Annotated in this window: 18 protein-coding genes; 6 read left to right on the top strand and 12 right to left on the bottom strand. The window is 39.6% G+C overall.

Annotated elements, in window-relative coordinates; translation table 11 throughout:
* Positions 1–6 precede the first annotated feature (6 nt).
* The 4 genes from PQ477_RS14150 to PQ477_RS14135 form a co-directional block, all read right to left on the bottom strand.
* Positions 7–1,656: an ABC transporter substrate-binding protein gene (locus PQ477_RS14150; RefSeq protein WP_144558590.1), complete on the bottom strand. Its 1,650-nt coding sequence runs from the start codon at positions 1,654–1,656 to the stop codon at positions 7–9.
* Positions 1,653–2,651, bottom strand: a complete 999-nt coding sequence (locus PQ477_RS14145; protein WP_035396721.1) for an ABC transporter ATP-binding protein — start codon at positions 2,649–2,651, stop codon at positions 1,653–1,655. The genes PQ477_RS14150 and PQ477_RS14145 overlap by 4 nt, the downstream gene beginning before the upstream one ends.
* Positions 2,641–3,630: an ABC transporter ATP-binding protein gene (locus PQ477_RS14140; RefSeq protein ID WP_144558588.1), complete on the bottom strand. Its 990-nt coding sequence runs from the start codon at positions 3,628–3,630 to the stop codon at positions 2,641–2,643. Before PQ477_RS14140 ends, PQ477_RS14145 begins: the two co-directional genes overlap by 11 nt.
* Positions 3,631–3,929: 299 nt before the next feature.
* Positions 3,930–5,738, bottom strand: coding sequence for a hypothetical protein (locus tag PQ477_RS14135; protein WP_144558587.1), 1,809 nt, complete (start codon positions 5,736–5,738; stop codon positions 3,930–3,932).
* A gap of 122 nt (positions 5,739–5,860) precedes the next feature.
* On the opposite strand from PQ477_RS14135, the gene PQ477_RS14130 reads away from it, so the two are divergent.
* Positions 5,861–6,751 (top strand): diacylglycerol/lipid kinase family protein, encoded by an 891-nt coding sequence (locus PQ477_RS14130; protein WP_274272252.1) that lies wholly within the window; start codon positions 5,861–5,863, stop codon positions 6,749–6,751.
* Between the two features lie 84 nt (positions 6,752–6,835).
* On the opposite strand, the gene PQ477_RS14125 is transcribed toward PQ477_RS14130, so the two are convergent.
* Positions 6,836–6,982, bottom strand: a complete 147-nt coding sequence (locus PQ477_RS14125) for a hypothetical protein (protein ID WP_158332025.1) — start codon at positions 6,980–6,982, stop codon at positions 6,836–6,838.
* A 190-nt stretch (positions 6,983–7,172) separates the two neighbouring features.
* Here PQ477_RS14125 and PQ477_RS14120 point away from each other — a divergent pair, with 190 nt between their 5' ends.
* The 4 genes from PQ477_RS14120 to PQ477_RS14105 all read left to right on the top strand — a co-directional run bounded on the left by PQ477_RS14120 (position 7,173) and on the right by PQ477_RS14105 (position 11,736).
* Positions 7,173–7,346: a hypothetical protein gene (locus PQ477_RS14120; RefSeq protein WP_158332026.1), complete on the top strand. Its 174-nt coding sequence runs from the start codon at positions 7,173–7,175 to the stop codon at positions 7,344–7,346.
* A 158-nt stretch (positions 7,347–7,504) separates the two neighbouring features.
* Positions 7,505–8,380, top strand: a complete 876-nt coding sequence (locus tag PQ477_RS14115; protein ID WP_274272250.1) for a glycine betaine ABC transporter substrate-binding protein — start codon at positions 7,505–7,507, stop codon at positions 8,378–8,380.
* Positions 8,381–8,535: 155 nt separating this feature from the next.
* Positions 8,536–9,759 carry a YeeE/YedE family protein gene (locus PQ477_RS14110; RefSeq protein ID WP_144558585.1) on the top strand — a complete coding sequence of 408 codons (1,224 nt, stop codon included), beginning with the start codon at positions 8,536–8,538 and terminating at the stop codon, positions 9,757–9,759.
* A gap of 348 nt (positions 9,760–10,107) precedes the next feature.
* Positions 10,108–11,736 (top strand): PAS domain-containing sensor histidine kinase, encoded by a 1,629-nt coding sequence (locus PQ477_RS14105; protein ID WP_274272247.1) that lies wholly within the window; start codon positions 10,108–10,110, stop codon positions 11,734–11,736.
* A 23-nt stretch (positions 11,737–11,759) separates the two neighbouring features.
* On the opposite strand, the gene PQ477_RS14100 is transcribed toward PQ477_RS14105, so the two are convergent.
* Genes PQ477_RS14100 through PQ477_RS14075 form a run of 6 tightly spaced genes read right to left on the bottom strand, consistent with a single transcriptional unit; the run spans position 11,760 to position 14,636 of the window.
* The gene (locus tag PQ477_RS14100) at positions 11,760–12,530 is read right to left on the bottom strand and encodes an ABC transporter permease (protein WP_052008138.1); all 771 of its coding nucleotides are present in this window, start codon (positions 12,528–12,530) and stop codon (positions 11,760–11,762) included.
* On the bottom strand, positions 12,527–13,408 hold the full coding sequence (locus tag PQ477_RS14095) for an ABC transporter ATP-binding protein (protein ID WP_274272245.1): 882 nt from the start codon (positions 13,406–13,408) through the stop codon (positions 12,527–12,529). Before PQ477_RS14095 ends, PQ477_RS14100 begins: the two co-directional genes overlap by 4 nt.
* Positions 13,398–13,604 carry a PLDc N-terminal domain-containing protein gene (locus PQ477_RS14090; protein ID WP_052008141.1) on the bottom strand — a complete coding sequence of 69 codons (207 nt, stop codon included), beginning with the start codon at positions 13,602–13,604 and terminating at the stop codon, positions 13,398–13,400. The genes PQ477_RS14095 and PQ477_RS14090 overlap by 11 nt, the downstream gene beginning before the upstream one ends.
* Position 13,605: 1 nt before the next feature.
* Positions 13,606–13,836: a hypothetical protein gene (locus PQ477_RS14085; RefSeq protein WP_052008142.1), complete on the bottom strand. Its 231-nt coding sequence runs from the start codon at positions 13,834–13,836 to the stop codon at positions 13,606–13,608.
* On the bottom strand, positions 13,826–14,119 hold the full coding sequence (locus PQ477_RS14080; protein ID WP_144558582.1) for a YxlC family protein: 294 nt from the start codon (positions 14,117–14,119) through the stop codon (positions 13,826–13,828). The genes PQ477_RS14085 and PQ477_RS14080 overlap by 11 nt, the downstream gene beginning before the upstream one ends.
* Entirely contained in the window at positions 14,100–14,636 is a 537-nt protein-coding gene (locus PQ477_RS14075; RefSeq protein WP_035396735.1) for a sigma-70 family RNA polymerase sigma factor, read from the bottom strand. Before PQ477_RS14075 ends, PQ477_RS14080 begins: the two co-directional genes overlap by 20 nt.
* A 166-nt stretch (positions 14,637–14,802) precedes the next feature.
* On the opposite strand from PQ477_RS14075, the gene PQ477_RS14070 reads away from it, so the two are divergent.
* Complete coding sequence (locus PQ477_RS14070; RefSeq protein ID WP_274272242.1) at positions 14,803–15,813, top strand: LLM class flavin-dependent oxidoreductase; 1,011 nt, start codon at positions 14,803–14,805, stop codon at positions 15,811–15,813.
* A gap of 100 nt (positions 15,814–15,913) precedes the next feature.
* On the opposite strand, the gene PQ477_RS14065 is transcribed toward PQ477_RS14070, so the two are convergent.
* The gene (locus PQ477_RS14065) at positions 15,914–16,456 is read right to left on the bottom strand and encodes a GNAT family N-acetyltransferase (protein WP_274272241.1); all 543 of its coding nucleotides are present in this window, start codon (positions 16,454–16,456) and stop codon (positions 15,914–15,916) included.
* Positions 16,457–16,460: the final 4 nt, after the last annotated feature.

The raw sequence follows: 16,460 nt of genomic DNA, 5'->3' as shown, positions 1-16,460 counted from the left end.
TCGATGTTATTGATTTGTAAGTGAAACGTGCTTCAAGCTTTCACTCGTTGATGGGTGAGGAACATAACCAGAAATGATATCCGAACCTGCTAACACGGGAATCGAATGAACAAGTGGAACCATAGGCGCATCTTCATGAATGAGCACTTGTGCTTCTTCGTAGAAGTTCGCTCGCTCATCTGGATCGACCGTTCGTTTTGCCTGATCCAATAGTGCATCTACTTCCTCATTGCTATAGAACGTTTGGTTACTTCCTGGAATACCATCAGTATGAAGAATGGTTCCTAGGAAATAATCGGCATCGCCATTGACACCGGACCATCCAAGCATAAATACATCATGATAGCCGAGTTCAATTTCCTCTAAATAAACAGCCCATTCTTTTTCTACAATGTTAGCGGTAATATTCAATTCACTTAATTCTGCTTGAATTAATTCAGCTGCGCGCATTGGATTTGGCATGTAAGGTCGAGCAACAGGCATCGTCCATAAATCAAATTCAAATCCATCTTCAAGTCCTGCTTCTGCTAAGAGTTCTTTCGCTAAATCTAGATCATATTCGTAATCTTCGATGTCATCATTATGTCCTAAGTAATCTTCCGGGATTGCATTTTTAGCTGGGGTAGCTTGTCCACCGTATACAGCTGCAATGACACCTTCTTTATCGATTGCATGGTTAAATGCTTTTCGAACGAGTGGGTCATCAAATGGCTCTACTTCGGTATTAAAACCAAGGTACCCAATATTATTTGGTACACGCTCAAAGATTTCGAACCCATCTGCGCCTTCAACTTGGGCGATATCATCTGGTGACAATCCATCCATTAAATCAATATCACCTGACATGAGAGAAGAGAGTCGCGCTGAATTGTCGCCGATAACAGAAAACGTAACACCATCTAAGTACGGAAGTCCTTCTTCCCAATAATCTTCATTTTTCTTTAATACAATGCTTGAATCTCGTTGCCAGCTTTCGAACTTAAACGGACCCGTTCCAACTGGATTCTCGTCAATATCTGTCCCATATTCCTCTAAAGCCGCTGGAGAGATAATACCAAAATAACTTGCCGCAACATTTTGTAAAAACGCACCTAACGGCTCATTTAAAACAAATTCAACTTCATAATCACTAACAACGTTAATTTCTTCAATGACATCTTCTTCGCCTACACCAAATAGTGTTCCATATACACTGTACGTATAGCCTTCATCTCGAAATGCAAATTCGTGATCTGGATCTGCCCAACGTTCAAAATTGACTTTAACAGCCTCCGCGTTAAACGGTGTACCATCATGGAACGTTACACCTTCTCTTAATGTAAAGACATAGCTTAATCCATCTTCACTAGGCTCCCAGTTTGTCGCCAACCCTTCTTTTAGTTCAAATGAATCTTGTTCAAACTCAATTAATGTTTCATAGATTTGTTTTGTTACACGTGATGATTCTCCATCAGTTACGGCACCAGGATCCAATCCTTGTGAGTCTCCGCCTCTAGCGAAAATCAATACCCCGCCATCTGTTTGCTCTGTACCATTTCCATTGTCATTTGTATCTGTGTTTCCATCACTTGCTGTATCTTCATCGCCTCCACAAGCTGCCAATAATAAAAGAGACAAGCATGATACTGAAATTAAATTCATTTTTACTTTTTTCATTGAATAATCCCCTTTTCATCATTTTGATTGAATAAATGGCACGCAACGCGATGGTTTGGTTCCACTTCCTGCCAGACTGGTACTGCTGTTTTACAAATATCCATTACATTCGGACATCTTGTATGAAACGTACAGCCACTCGGCGGATTTGACGGACTCGGTACATCTCCTTTTAAAATCGTTCGCTCTGATTTCAAATCAGGATCAGGTATTGGAACAGAAGACAATAGTGCTTTTGTATATGGGTGCTTCGGTTCTTCATATAGAGCGTCACTTGAAGCGAGTTCTACCATCTTGCCTAAATACATGACTCCAACACGATCACTTATGTGTTTCACAACACTTAAATCATGGGCGATAAACACGTAGGTTAACTTAAATTCGTCCTTCAATGACTCCATTAGGTTAAGAATTTGCGATTGTACAGAAACATCTAAAGCAGACACTGGTTCATCACAAATAATTAGTTTCGGATGAACCGCTAACGCCCGAGCAATTCCGATTCGCTGTCTTTGGCCACCACTGAACTGATGAGGGTACCGATTGGCATGCTCTTTTCGCAAACCTACTTTTTCAAGCAATTCTTCTACGCGTTTTTTTCGTTCTTGTTTATCGCCTATTCCATGGATAAGCATTGGCTCACCAATTATTTTCCCTACTTTATGACGAGGGTTTAATGAGGCATAAGGATCCTGAAAAATAATCTGCATATCTCTTCTGATTTTTCTAACTTTTTCATCAGGAAGCGCCAATATATTTTCTCCATTAAAATGAACCTCTCCGGATGTTGGCTCAATTAACCGCAAGATCGATTTTCCAGTTGTTGATTTCCCACAACCAGATTCGCCAACAATCCCAACGATTTCCCCTTCTTCTACGGAGAAGGATACGCCATCAACCGCTTTCACTTCTCCTACTTTCTTAGATAAAGCGCCACCTTTAATATCAAAGTACGTCTTCAAGTTTTTAATTTCTAGTAAGGGCTTAGCCGACACTTTCTTGTTCCTCCTTGTATAGCAGACAGCGACAAGCACGACCTTCTTCTAAATCGAGTAAAGCTGGATCTTCGAAGAAACATGCATCAAAAGCAAATTCACAACGATCTGCAAAACGACAGCCGTTTTCAATAGATCCTGGCTGTGGCACTGTGCCTGGAATCGAATAAAGCGTCTGTTGCTTTTCAGCCATATTTGGCAATGAACGAATCAACCCTTGAGTATAGGGATGTTTTGGATCTTTTAAAATCATTCGGGTCGATCCTTCTTCAACAACTTGACCTGCATACATCACGACAACACGATTACATATGTCGGCTACTACGCCTAAATCATGTGTAATAAATAAAATAGCTGTTCCTTTTTCTTGATTCAATTCCCTCATCAAATCTAGAATTTGTGCTTGAATGGTTACATCGAGAGCCGTTGTCGGTTCGTCTGCAATTAATACTTCAGGGTCACACGACATCGCCATCGCAATCATAATCCGCTGACGCATTCCGCCAGATAATTGATGCGGATAACTTTCAACAATTTCTCTTGCACGAGGAATACCGACCATCTCGACTAACTGGATGGCCTTTTCTAGCGCCTCTTTCTTTGATAGGTTATTGTGATTACGAATGGCTTCAACAAGTTGATTTCCAATAGTGAACAAAGGATTTAAAGAAGTCATCGGCTCCTGAAAAATCATGGAGATTTCTTTTCCTCTTATTTTCTTCATTCTCTTGTTCGAAACAGTAACGAGGTTCTCCCCATTAAAGAGAATTTCACCTCTACTAATTTTCCCAGGCGGGCTTGGAATAAGTCGCATGATGGATAAGGACGTTACGCTTTTCCCACAACCCGATTCACCTACAATTCCGACAACTTCACCTTTATGTAGTTGAATACTAACGCCATCAACAGCTGGCACAGATTTTCTACCAGATTGAAAAGTCGTTTGTAAATCTTTCAATTGAAGCACAATGTTATCCATTAGACCCCCCCTAACGGCACTACTAAAGATACGTATAACAATACATAAGATTGATTCATATAACAATGTTTTTTAAGTTTTTAAATAGTTTTATCTAGTAAAAATTTTCCCTAGACTCCTCCTCTATATTCTCTATTTAACGACAATTCCCTTTATTTCTTCAACGATTTCATATAATTTATCACACATTTTAATTATTTGCAATTTTTGTCGAATAAAAATGAAGTATTATATTCATATAAAAACGCTGTAAACAAATGATTCTTCACAGAATCACCGTTTACAGCGGGCTAGATTTCTTACTCGTCTGAAGAGTCTACATCTCCCTCTTCGTTCACTTCTTGTTCATTTTCATCCTCTAACTCAAAGTCTTCGATCTCTCCAAATTCTTCATCCGTCGTAAGGTTAATGAATTCAATAACTGGCAAAACACTTTCTCCGGTATCGTTCACAATGACTTCAATTTCGTCTCCTGGCTGAATGAATACAGCAGCTGCATTTCCTGTCATATCAAATTCTAATACACGACTTTCTCCCTCTAGTAGCACTTGGATGAAACGAGAATTAGATACTTGACTCACTCGATATACAGTTCCTTCAACCTCTAACTCATCTAGTAGATTCGTCGGTATATAATCATCTGTTCCTAAATCGTTTGCTAACATTTGACGATAATGGTGAAACGCTTCCTCTCTCGATGTTCCAGTAGCAACGCTTGACGTGTCAGCATGAACCATAGCAATTTCACGCATTAACCCACTTTGATCCACTACCGGTACTACCCATGTGTAGTTATCATAGATTGAGTACAAAACAGGTTGTGTACCTTCCCATTGCTCACGTTGGAATGAGCGATTCACGGCATCCCTTGCACCTCTAGCATTCGTCATACCAGATGTTCCTGCATAATAGGTCGCATCTCCTGTTTGGGCATTAACCATCGTAAAGCCTACCATTGCGTTGGATTCCTGATTGGGTCTCATATGATCGATCATCCAATACATATTCCCATCTGGTCCAAGCACACCAATCATCTCTTCATCACTCGTTGGTTGGTGTACCCCTTCTTTGGCAAATAAAGAATTAATTAATCCATTGCTGTACGTTCCAAACCAGTACGCATAATCAAGTGCTAATGAATAATGAATAGCATTATCGATAAAATCGGGTTGTTCCCCTAACGCATACTTCTGCGTTTCTCCTGTAACTGGGTCAACTAAAATAACGCCATCTGCTTTCGGTGCACTACGGTAATGGTCATAGTACGCATAGGAATACGCGTAATAAGGATTTCCATCATTATCCGGTTCGAAAGAATAATCAATCAGTATAACGTCACCATAAAGACTTCTAATATGCCTTTCTAAGTTTTCTCCTAAAAAAGCACTCGGTACATACGTCATTTCATAGTCATCAACGAGTACCGCTTCTGCGTTTGGATTCTCTGCACTAACCATAACGTAACCAGGTGCGCTATCCGCTCTCAGCCAACGCCAGACACTAGAATATTCAATTGGCGATACCCAGTATAATTCGCCATCAATTCGCTGAATGGCGGACTCGCCTAGTTCATAAAAGGAATAGTTCTCTATATTCCCGAATACAATTTCCGATTTGTATCGAGCATACGAATGTGGAACGGATCGAACGCTTTCTTCCGTTACTGAATCAATTGAATCGGTTGAAATCTCAATTTCACCTAATTCACTTAATTGTTGCGTGATGGTTAGTGGGTATACAATGTTCATAATAAGCAACCCAACAAATAAAACAGCACCAATTCCTGCTTGAGTTAAGCGAACATTACCTTTTTTAAGTTTCTGCACTTTTTTCTTTTTAGTTGCGGTAGATAACCCTTTCGCTGCTTGAAAAAAACCTGATACAAGCAAGTTTAAGGCAACGATAAATCCGAAACTATTCAAAAATCCAGTAAGTGAATGATCCACTAATAAAATATAAATAATAACAAAACTTAACACTACTCCAATTCCGTAGCGGAGTACTTGGCTCAACAACCATTGCTTTGGCATTTGTTTCATGCCGCGCACCCATTCAACCGGATTTAAATTTAAACACGTTAACCCCATAATCATAATCCAAAAAAACATCGACTCTCCCCTTCCCCTCACAGTATACTACGAGTGAAATGGATTTGGGTTTCAATTACGTGCAAATTTACTGTGGATATGAGAAAACTAAACTATGATAACTTTGCTAGAGGTGAAAATCGATGAAACAAGCACTCATTATTTTAAATCCAAGTTCAGGTAAAGAAAAAGCACGCACGTATGGCGAACAAGCATCTCGCTTGCTAGAAGATATAGGCTATACAGTTGCAGTAAAAGAGACACAAAAAGAGTTTGACGCAACCTCTTTTTGTATAGAGGCGTGCGAGAAAAAAATCGACTTAGTTGTATCCCTTGGTGGAGATGGGACGCTACACGAGACGATAAACGGCATGATTGACCAAACATATCGACCCAAACTAGCCGTTATTCCACTTGGTACAGTAAATGATTTTGCTCGAGCACTTCATATTCCTTTACAACCAGAAAAAGCAATTGACATGTTACGTTCCACCACTACACGCAGAGCAGATATTGGTAGAATAAATGACCAACTATTTATCAATGTTGTAGCAGCTGGTCAATTAGCTACCTCACTATCAGAAGTTCCATCAGAAGATAAATCAAAACTCGGTTTTTTTGCATATGTAAAAGAAGGCATTAAAACGTTCGCAGGTGATGCTTCATGCACAATGAGTGTCGAATACGATGAGCAAACATGGGAAGGACGAGCATTACTCTTTATTGCAGCCTTAACGAATTCAGTTGGTGGCTTTGAACAGCTAGCACCTTCAGCAGAAATTGACGACGGTTATTTACATTGCTTCATCATACAAGATACGAATTTATTAAATACAGCTGCGGTTGGTACTTCCTTACTAGCCGGTACTTTAGAGCATAGTAAATACGTTCATGCCTTCAAAGCAAAGCGCGTTCACGTATCGGCAGAAAGTGAATTAACGACGAATGTTGATGGAGAGTCAGGAATGTCATTACCTGTCACGATTGAACTTGTCCCTAGTTATATAGATGTCCTTGTACCACTAAACAAGTAAACGAGCGCAAAAAAACCGTCGTTTAACGCGCTCGTGAACTAGTTTTAACCAGATAACCACTTGCCTTTTGTTCGTATCATACACTTACATACTACTAATCAATTGCCAAATGAAAAAGATAACGGCTGCAACCGCTGCTAACGAAAAGGCTATACGTAAAATGGCTTTCGTTACACCTGCTAAGATGACAAACAAAATAACCGCAATAATGATCCAAATCATTGTATCCATTAATATTTTCACCTCAAGAACCTAATCTTTACTCGACAAAAATGCGTACATTCACATCAAGCTCGATACATTTAATGCACATTCTACAAAATCCTACAAAAGCTCGCTCTTTTTTCAGAAAATTTATAATGAAGTCCCTCTTTATGTATGCCATAATACAGTTAAGAGCAAGAGGGAAGGAGTTCGTTGTATGTACGCTGTAACCCGTATCGTCGATGGCTATACTCAGTCGCTAAAAAACTCCTCTACACCTTATGACAAGTTATTTTCCTCTTATGAACATGCAGACCATTTAGCTTCAAAACTAAATTTAAATACATTCCCTGAAATGCACTGGAAAGTAAATAAAGTATTTCGACCATAATGGCTTACGAGCACCCCCTTATAGGATGGGGTGTTTTTTAGTAGTTCCCTCTTCTTCTCCCTAACAAACCTGATTATCCTGTGCATAAAAGATGTACGATTCGAAACAATATGGTAAGGTTTAACTTATGTATTTCAATGAGGAGGAAACATGTCACTATGAAAAAGCATTACCTTGTCGCAACTGCATTCGCTACCATGGTTTCTTTAAGCGCATGTGGAAGCGATAACAGCAATCAAGGCGATTCAACTGGTTCTATTCAGATAGGCTATAATTTATACGCAGAGGCGATCGCATTTTCCCACGTTTGGGAGCAGCTTTTAGAAGAACAGGGCTATGATGTTGAACTAGCTTCTGTTGAAAAAGCATTTTTATTTTCAGGTGTAGAGCAAGGAGATTATGACATCGGCTTTAACACTTGGTTACCATTAACAGATAAAGCTTACATTGACGAGAATAATGATAAACTTGATGTTCAAGAAGATGGTGTGCTCTATGAAGGCGCCACATTAGGGCTTGCGGTGCCTACATATATGGAAGATATTCAGTCAATAGCTGATCTCCCAGATGCTTATGACGAGCTTAATGGGACCATTTATGGCATTGATCCAGGCTCAGCGTTAATGGGGTTAACAGAAGATGACGTAATTCCTCATTATGGACTAGAAGATTTCTCACTTGCAGCTTCGTCTGAACAAGCGATGGTTGCAGAACTTCAAAATGCTTATCAAAATGAAGAGCCTATTGTTGTTACATTATGGAGCCCACACTGGACTTTAGGAGAATATGACTTGAAATTTCTTGATGATCCAGACCGCATTTATGGTGAGCCAGACGATATTTATTATCTCGCTCGAAATGGATTAGCGGAAGATCATTCAGACGTTATCACGTGGCTTAATAATGCTAAATTCACAGATGAAACACTTGGAGAACTTCTTCAGTTACAAGCGGAATTAGATGATGACGAAGAAACAGCTAGACAGTGGATTGAACAAAATCGTGAACTTGTTGACAGTTGGTTAGAAAAGTAAAAACCAGGGCCTGAGCCTTGGTTTTTACTTTTGATTGGTAAAACCCGCATTATAAAGCATACTAAGTACAAATGGATTTACCTTGACAGCGTACATAATTTTAAATAAGATAATACAATCCTTTTCGGATAAATTTAATAGGATAAGGTGATCAAGTGTCTACGAAAGCGCAACAGGAAGAAACAAAACCATTGAATCCACCACAGCGTCTTTTAGTGATAGTTGGTATAGTTGTATCCATATTATTAACTGTCTTTTTAGCTCTTACACAACATGTTGTCCAACCCTTGTTAGCACTAATAGGAATTGGACTTGGATTTACATTATTTCATGCTAGGTTTGGCTTTACATCTGCTTTTCGAAGGTTAGCATCTGTAGGGAATGGCCAATCTTTACGAGCGCATATGCTTATGCTTGCAGTAGCCTGTTTATTGTTTGCACCAATCTTAGCAGTCGGTACCACGTTTTTTGGAACAGACGCGAACGGATACGTTTCCCCTGTAGGCGTCAGTTTACTTGTCGGTGCCTTTATTTTTGGTATTGGTATGCAACTTGGTGGAGGTTGTGCGTCAGGTACATTATATGCTGTTGGTGGCGGACGATCTGTTATGTTTATCACGCTACTTTTCTTTATCATTGGTTCTACAATCGGAGCAGCCCACTTTACGTTTTGGATGGACGATATGCCATCAGCCGAACCCTTTTCTTTAGCAACGTCAACTGGACTAGGCTACGGTGGCGCACTGTTAGTATCTTTACTTATTTTTGCAGGTATTGCGTGGATTACAATTCGTATTGAAAAGAAAAAAAATCCACCAAAAATGGCAGCCGTACCCTCTGCCGTTGGCTGGAAGCGCGTATTTAGAGGTTCTTGGCCTTTATTTACAGCGGCAATTGTACTTGCAGTGTTAAACGCCTTAACTCTATTGACACGCGGTACGCCATGGGGTGTAACATCAGCATTTACGTTATGGGGTTCAAAAGCCGCCGATGCAATTGGATTCGATGTTGAGAGCTGGGGCTATTGGCAAGGAAGTACAGAAGCCTTACATGCATCTATCTTCGCTGATACGACAACAGTTTTAAACTTTGGTGTTATATTAGGCGCCTTTCTCGCTTCTGCAGCAGGTGGGTTGTTTACACTATCAAACATTACTGCAAAAAATGCGGCTGCCTCTGTTATTGGTGGTTTGCTAATGGGTTACGGCGCACGTCTCGCGTTTGGTTGTAACGTGGGTGCTTATTTTGGGGGTATTGCATCCTTTAGTGCACATGGCTACATCTGGGGCGTAATGGCCATCGGTGGAACCTTTTTGGCACTCAAGCTACGACCTTTGTTCGGACTGTCGGTTCCTAAACCGCAAGATCGTTTTTGCTAGAACGGAAGAGCAGTAGTGATATTCCTACTGCTTTTTTTCTTTAATACCAGTAAATCTTGATACGTTGTATAGTGAGTACGACCACACCAACTTCGATTTTGGTTTAAACCACCAATTTGTTAAAACAACGTTAAAAACGCCTTCCCAACTTGCTCAAAGTTCCCACCTACAAATTGTTGCAGATGATCTGGCGGAAGCTGATTAACCATGACTAACTCCTCTTCGTTGTTCTCATAATTCATTCATCAGAAAGCTAGCATCAATTGACAGACTTATTCAAATCCTGTTGTTTTTCCCCAATAGAGCAGGTAGTCTTATGACGATAGAATCTTAAAGGTGGACATGAAAATGAACGTAAAACGAAAAATCATTGTTTCTTTTATTGGGTTTAGTCTTATTTGGGTGATAGGAACCGATTATTTATTACTAAGTTGGGAGCCTGAACTATATTCCTTTTACCAAAAATTAAAAGGGATTTTCTTTATTATCGCAACCAGCGTTTTTATTTATTTCTTGTTAAACAAATCAGAGAAGATTAACACGTTAACAGAAGAAAAAGAGAAGGTCGAAACACTTATTAATTCTATTCCTGACTTCATCAGCTTTAAAGATGGGGATGGTCGTTGGATTCAATCTAATACATTTGCCTTAAAACTTTTCCGTTTAGATCAACATCATTACATCGGAAAAACAAATAGCCAGCTTGCTGAAGAACAACCTTTTTTTAAAAAGGAATTTTCACTAGCAAATGAGACAGATGAACAAACGTGGGCACTCCAAAAAACAACGAGGAGTGAAACAGTTATAACGCTAGAGAATGGGGAACAGAAAATATTTGATACGACGAAGACGCCTCTTTTTACAGAGAGCGGTGAGCGTAAAGCCTTAATTGTTGTAGGTCGAGATGTGACAGAGCGAATACAAGCAAAACAACGATTAGCAGAGAGCGAGCTTCGATATAAAGCATTGTTTGATTACAGCCCTGAGCTTGTTTATATGATTGATCTTCAAGGAAATATTACCGATCTTAATCAACATTTCATCCACGTCACCGGCTATGATAGAGAAGAAAGTATTGGAGAACCATTCATTTCATTTATTGATGAACGAGATCATGTTCGCTTAAAACTAACATTTTATCAAGTGATAACAAGTCGAGAAGTTGTTCAATGTAATGAGATTCGGATCAAGCATCGAACTGGAAAGAAGGTCATCGTCAATTGTGCATCGCTACCTATCATGATAAATGGAGAACTTGTCGGCATTACAGGTTACGCACACAATATGACACCGATGATCGAAGCAGAGGAAAAACTTCGTACGACCGAAAAGTTAGCCGTAGTTGGCGAATTAGCAGCAGGAATTGCTCATGAAATACGCAATCCATTGACATCACTTCGAGGATTTGTTCAACTGTTTCAAACAGAGAGCAAGGAAGAGAACCCTATTCATCGTATTATGTTAGAGGAACTGGAACGCATTAATATGATTGCAAGTGAATTACTCGTCCTGTCACGCCCTCACGATGTCATTTTTTCGAAAACAAATGTAACAAACGTTCTATCAGATGTCATCCATCTATTATCTGCTGAAGCGAAAGCAAATGGCAGTAGCTTATCATTTAAAAAGCCGTACCCTCTTTATCTATATGGGGATAAAAATCAACTTAAGCAATTGTTTATTAATGTTATTAAAAATGCGATAGAAGCGAGTGCCAGTGCTATTATCGTGACAATGCAAGCCCGAGATGGATCGCTTACCGTCAAGATTAAGGATGACGGTTACGGTATGAGCGAGGAACGTATTGAACGATTAGGTGAGCCATTCTTTTCACAAAAAGAAAAAGGCACAGGCTTAGGATTGACAGTTAGTCATAAAATTGTTGAACAGCATGAAGGTACCATTTTTTACGATAGTACAGTGGGAGAAGGAACAACCGTTCACCTTGCGTTTCCGTTATTGAAAGAAGTCCCTTAGGTGTCAACCTAAGGGACTTTTCTTTAGATACTCCACTCTTTCTTTGTTAAGTATTTCATTCCTCCTAATAGTAGTAAAATGATAAGGCTCATTGTGATCCAAACGGGCTTGAAGCTTATAGGATCGTTCAAAAGAAAGGCTTCTACCAAAACAAGAAGTCCTGCAGGCGTCCACAAGGCGCCCTCTCCAAATAAAACTGGAAAAAGCATCACAAGCATCATTAGTAAAATACTAAGGAGACTTACTACTGCTGAGCTTTTAACGATTGTTCCAATGAAAAGGGTTACAGTCACGATAAACATTAACCATAATCCATAGATGAGTACCGTAAACACGATTGATGAAAACGATATCGATCCATACAATAGGGAAATATAGTAAAGTGCTGCTAATAAACCCGCTATAAAACTTCCTATTACTAAAGCAAGAGCTACAACCCATTTTGAAAGCCAATAGGACCAATGTGTCACTGGTTTCACAAGTATGAGCAAGGCTTCTCCTGTTTTTCGTTCATTCGTATAAGTCGACATAAAAGACAAGACGATTGCAAACATACCAATTTGTGAAAATTGGTTCAAAGTATTAACAACTACTTCCTCCGCAGTTAGTGTTGGCATTGCAAAATTCGCCCCTTCTGGCAAACCACCAAGTAAAACGAGCATATCTTCCATGTAATAAAGCGTTAATGGTTGCATCATCCCTAAGATGACAAACAAAGTCGGCAACCATAAACATTTATAGTTGCGCCAGTTTTCAAGCGCTTCTTTTCTTATTAGCGCGGTAAGCTGATTCATATCGTCACCGCTTTCCGAAAAATATCCTCGAGGGTCTTTTTACGTTTTTTAATTCCATCAAATGAATAGCTACCCTTTTCAAGAATTGATAATAGCATTAAATCGTATCGCGTCTGATTTGGTGTGATCCTTATCTCAACATAATTTACCCTTCTAGTGATACACCATGTTGGGTAAACAGCTTTAAGTTCAGCTTCTAGCCTTTCACACTCTGCGGTCTCAATTTCTAGCACATACTCTTCCCCTTTTGAATGAAGAGAACCGGTTTCGACTAATTGGCCTTTGTGCATAAGCATATAGGCATCACTAATCTGCTCTGCATCATGAAGAACATGAGTTGAATAGATGATCGTTCGCTCTTTTTTTAGTGTTAGTAGAAGTTCCATTACTTCTGTTCTAGCTTTAGGGTCTAATGCTGATACAGGTTCATCTAGTAACAGCACTTTCGGGTCGTTCACTAAGCTCTGAGCAATGCCAAGTCGTTGTTTCATTCCTCCAGAGTATGATTCTATGCGCTTCTCCTTTCCATCCTCAAGGCGGACAAGGGTTAAAAGATCAGTAGCTTTACGGACCGCATGCTGTTTTTTCATGCCAACTAATTGACCGACATGCGTGAGATACTCTAATCCAGTCATCCAATCGTGGAAAGATGGGAATTGAGGCAAAAAACCAATGTACGAACGGATATCTTTTTTCGTCACGCCTTCAAATTCAATTCTGCCAGATGTCGGCTTTAATAAAGAAGCAATTAACTGCAACAGGGTTGTCTTTCCTGCTCCATTCTCACCGATTAGTGCCGTAATGTTATTTGTCTCAATGTGAGCGTTCACATGACAAATTCGAGATCCTTTACTAAGCTCAATTACGTTAATATTCATTACTTTTCTTCCTTCCGAAGATAAAGTATGCTATTGGGCCAAGTAAGTTAATGACTATAATAATGATTACCCATACCCATTTCTCACCTCGAACATAATTACGGCGGTACAGATCAATTAAGGCAACAATCATCAGTAGTAGTTGAACAACTATAAGTGGTATAAACATCCTTACGATCTCGATCACATCATTCATCTTACTCATCCCCTCTTCCTTTAACGATCGGTATAAACCAATAAGTCCATATAAAGTAAACAACCAGCGGCATCGGAAAATGAGTTACACCCCAAATACCCCAAAACCATTTCATCTGCCCATTCTTTTGACTCTTAAAATACAAATAAATACTTTGCATTAAGAGCAGTATTCCAAGTGCTATCCAAGCCCAGATAGGAACTTCGGTTAATGGTTGTAAATCATAATTCATAACGATCCCTCCAACGTTTCACCAGTCCCCATACAAAAAGTACAGGAAGTAATCCCACTAAGATAACGTTCATCGTTACATAAATAGCTGGTAACCTTGCAATCGAAAAAACAACGATGTTAACAAGAATGAGCGTTATGACAAAGAAGAGAATGGCTTCACGTCGCTGTTTTCGTTTTGTTTCCTGAATAAGCGCAATCATATCTTCTTTGGTTGGTGAATGTAGTTGACTCCTATCCAGTTGAGCCCATCCATCTTTCACTTTATCGTCGAATTCCTTCATCGCTCCTTAACTCCTTTCGAATGTAGTCAACCGCACTATTCACTCTCGACTTTGCTGTCCCAGTCCGAATTTGACAGATTCGTCCAATCTCTTCGTAGCTGTAACCATAATAATGCTTCAATAAGAGCGGAACTCTCTTTTTGCTATCTAGCTTCAGTAAAACATTTTGAATATCAAGCCATTCAGCATGCGGTTCTTCTTTCATCGACCATTGTAACCGTTGCATCCGTACATACTGATCTTCATGCTTCCTCTTTCGTTTTTTATCTATAAAGGCATTAGTCGCAATCTGAAATAGCCACGTAGAAAATGTTGCTTTTTTTATCTTGTAACTTTTTATTGCTATAATCGCCTTTGTCATCGTTTCCTGGGTTAAATCTGCAGCATAGTCAGGATCGAAAGTGACTTTTAATAAAAAACGGTAAACACTGTCGTAGTGATTCGTTAATAACACAGCTAATGCTTCTTCTTCGCCTTTCTGCGCTTTTTGAATCAATACTTCAAGCGGTTCTTCCATAACACCACCCCTATGCTCTTCATCTTTCTAATCTGCACAACTGTTATACGTTTATAAGATCAATTCGTTCATTTTATTTAAACCCTTTTTTTGAGCAGTAAAATAGGGTTTTATTTTGTTCTATGTTATAGTGCTTAACAGTAAACACGAAAGGAAGACCGTTTAAATGAGACTAAGCATTCTTGATCAAGCACCCATACCGCAAGGGTCAACCTCTACTGATGCACTGCAATTTACGAAAGCACTTGCAACCTTAGGGGACGAATTAGGCTACCATCGACTTTGGATGGCTGAACACCATAATGGCACGTCTTTTTCGAGCTCTGCTCCAGAAATTACAATCGCACACTTAGCTGCTCAAACGAAGCGAATCCGCCTAGGAACAGGCGGTGTCATGATGATGCATTATTCGCCCTTAAAAATGGCAGAAGTCTTTAAAACATTAAGTGCTCTCGCGCCAAACCGTATCGATTTTGGTGTTGGTCGAGCTCCCGGTGGGGATCATTATTCCATTCACGCCCTTGCTCAAGGAAAAGCATACCAACCAGATGATCAGTACGATAAATTAGCGACAACGTTACAGCTGATCAATGATCAAAAAACCAATGATCCTCTTTATAATCAAGTCATTGCTTCCCCACACGAAGTAGCGTTACCAGAAGCATGGCTATTGGGATCTAGCGGAAATAGCGCTAGACAGGCAGGAAAGCAAGGGGTGGGGTACTCATTTGCACAATTTTTTAACGGAGAAATGTCTAAAGAGATCTTTGATACGTACCGCCATTATTTCGAGCCATCGTATTTCATGCCTGATCCAATCATTAGCGTGTCGTATGCAGTTACAGTTGCAGAAACAAAAGATGAGGCAGAGTTTCTTGCTCTACCAATTGATTTGGCCCGATTATTTCTTATGCGTGGAAGACTACCACAAACGCTTAGTCCTGAAGATGCTCAACAGTATCCTTTAACAGAAATGGATCGAGCCATTCTTGCTAAAAATCGCTCATTACACCTTGTCGGAACACCTAAAGAGGTAAGCAACCAGTTGTTGGAGGAAAAAGAGACGTTCGGCTTTGACGAAGTTATGATTAATAGCAATCAATATTCTTTTGAATCCAGACTCAATGTTTATCGTTTGATGGCGAAAGAACTGCTAAATAAACCAGCTACCAAATAATTGGCTGCTGGTTTTACTATTTCCCAAGAAATAAATTGTCGTAAATAGGAGCAAGCACGATGTTTAGAGTCGAGTAAGGCTTCATGTCTAGAATGTTTCATCAAGTAACGATTCCGTTGGTTTCTTTCGTTTCCATTATGTAAACATCATGATAGCTTCCTTCATGCCATTCTCGTTTCTCTACTTTTCCCACAATTGAAAAGCCACATTTTTTGTAACAAGCAATAGCACGTACGTTTTTAACTCGTGGATCAACCGTCACAATTGCAGCTGCATCTTTTTCTCGTATACGTGCAATAAGTAGGTGAATAAAAGCACTTCCAAAGCCTTTGTTCCAATACGTCACTTCGCCGATAAACAAATCCATTCCGTATACCGGCTGATATACTGAATACCCGTATGTTCGCTTATCTCCAACTGTTAATTGATAAGATTGTAAGTACGCTATCGGCACACCACCCACTTCACCAATCCAGCGATCTTCTTCAGTATCGGCATAAAATTTTTCTTGTATCAGGGCTTCTGTAAATTGCCGATCTCTTCCCTCATAAAATGCAAGAACCTCTTCTGTCGTTAACCACTTTAATAAAAAAGCTTTATCCCCTTGTTTTAACGGTCGAATTGTTGGGTCTTTTTTATACACGGAA

This window comes from Shouchella hunanensis (genome assembly GCF_028735875.1).
Classification (GTDB): Bacteria; Bacillota; Bacilli; order Bacillales; family Bacillaceae_D; genus Shouchella; species Shouchella hunanensis.
Note: the sequence above shows the minus strand (reverse complement) of the source record. Positions and strands in the feature narration are given on the sequence as shown.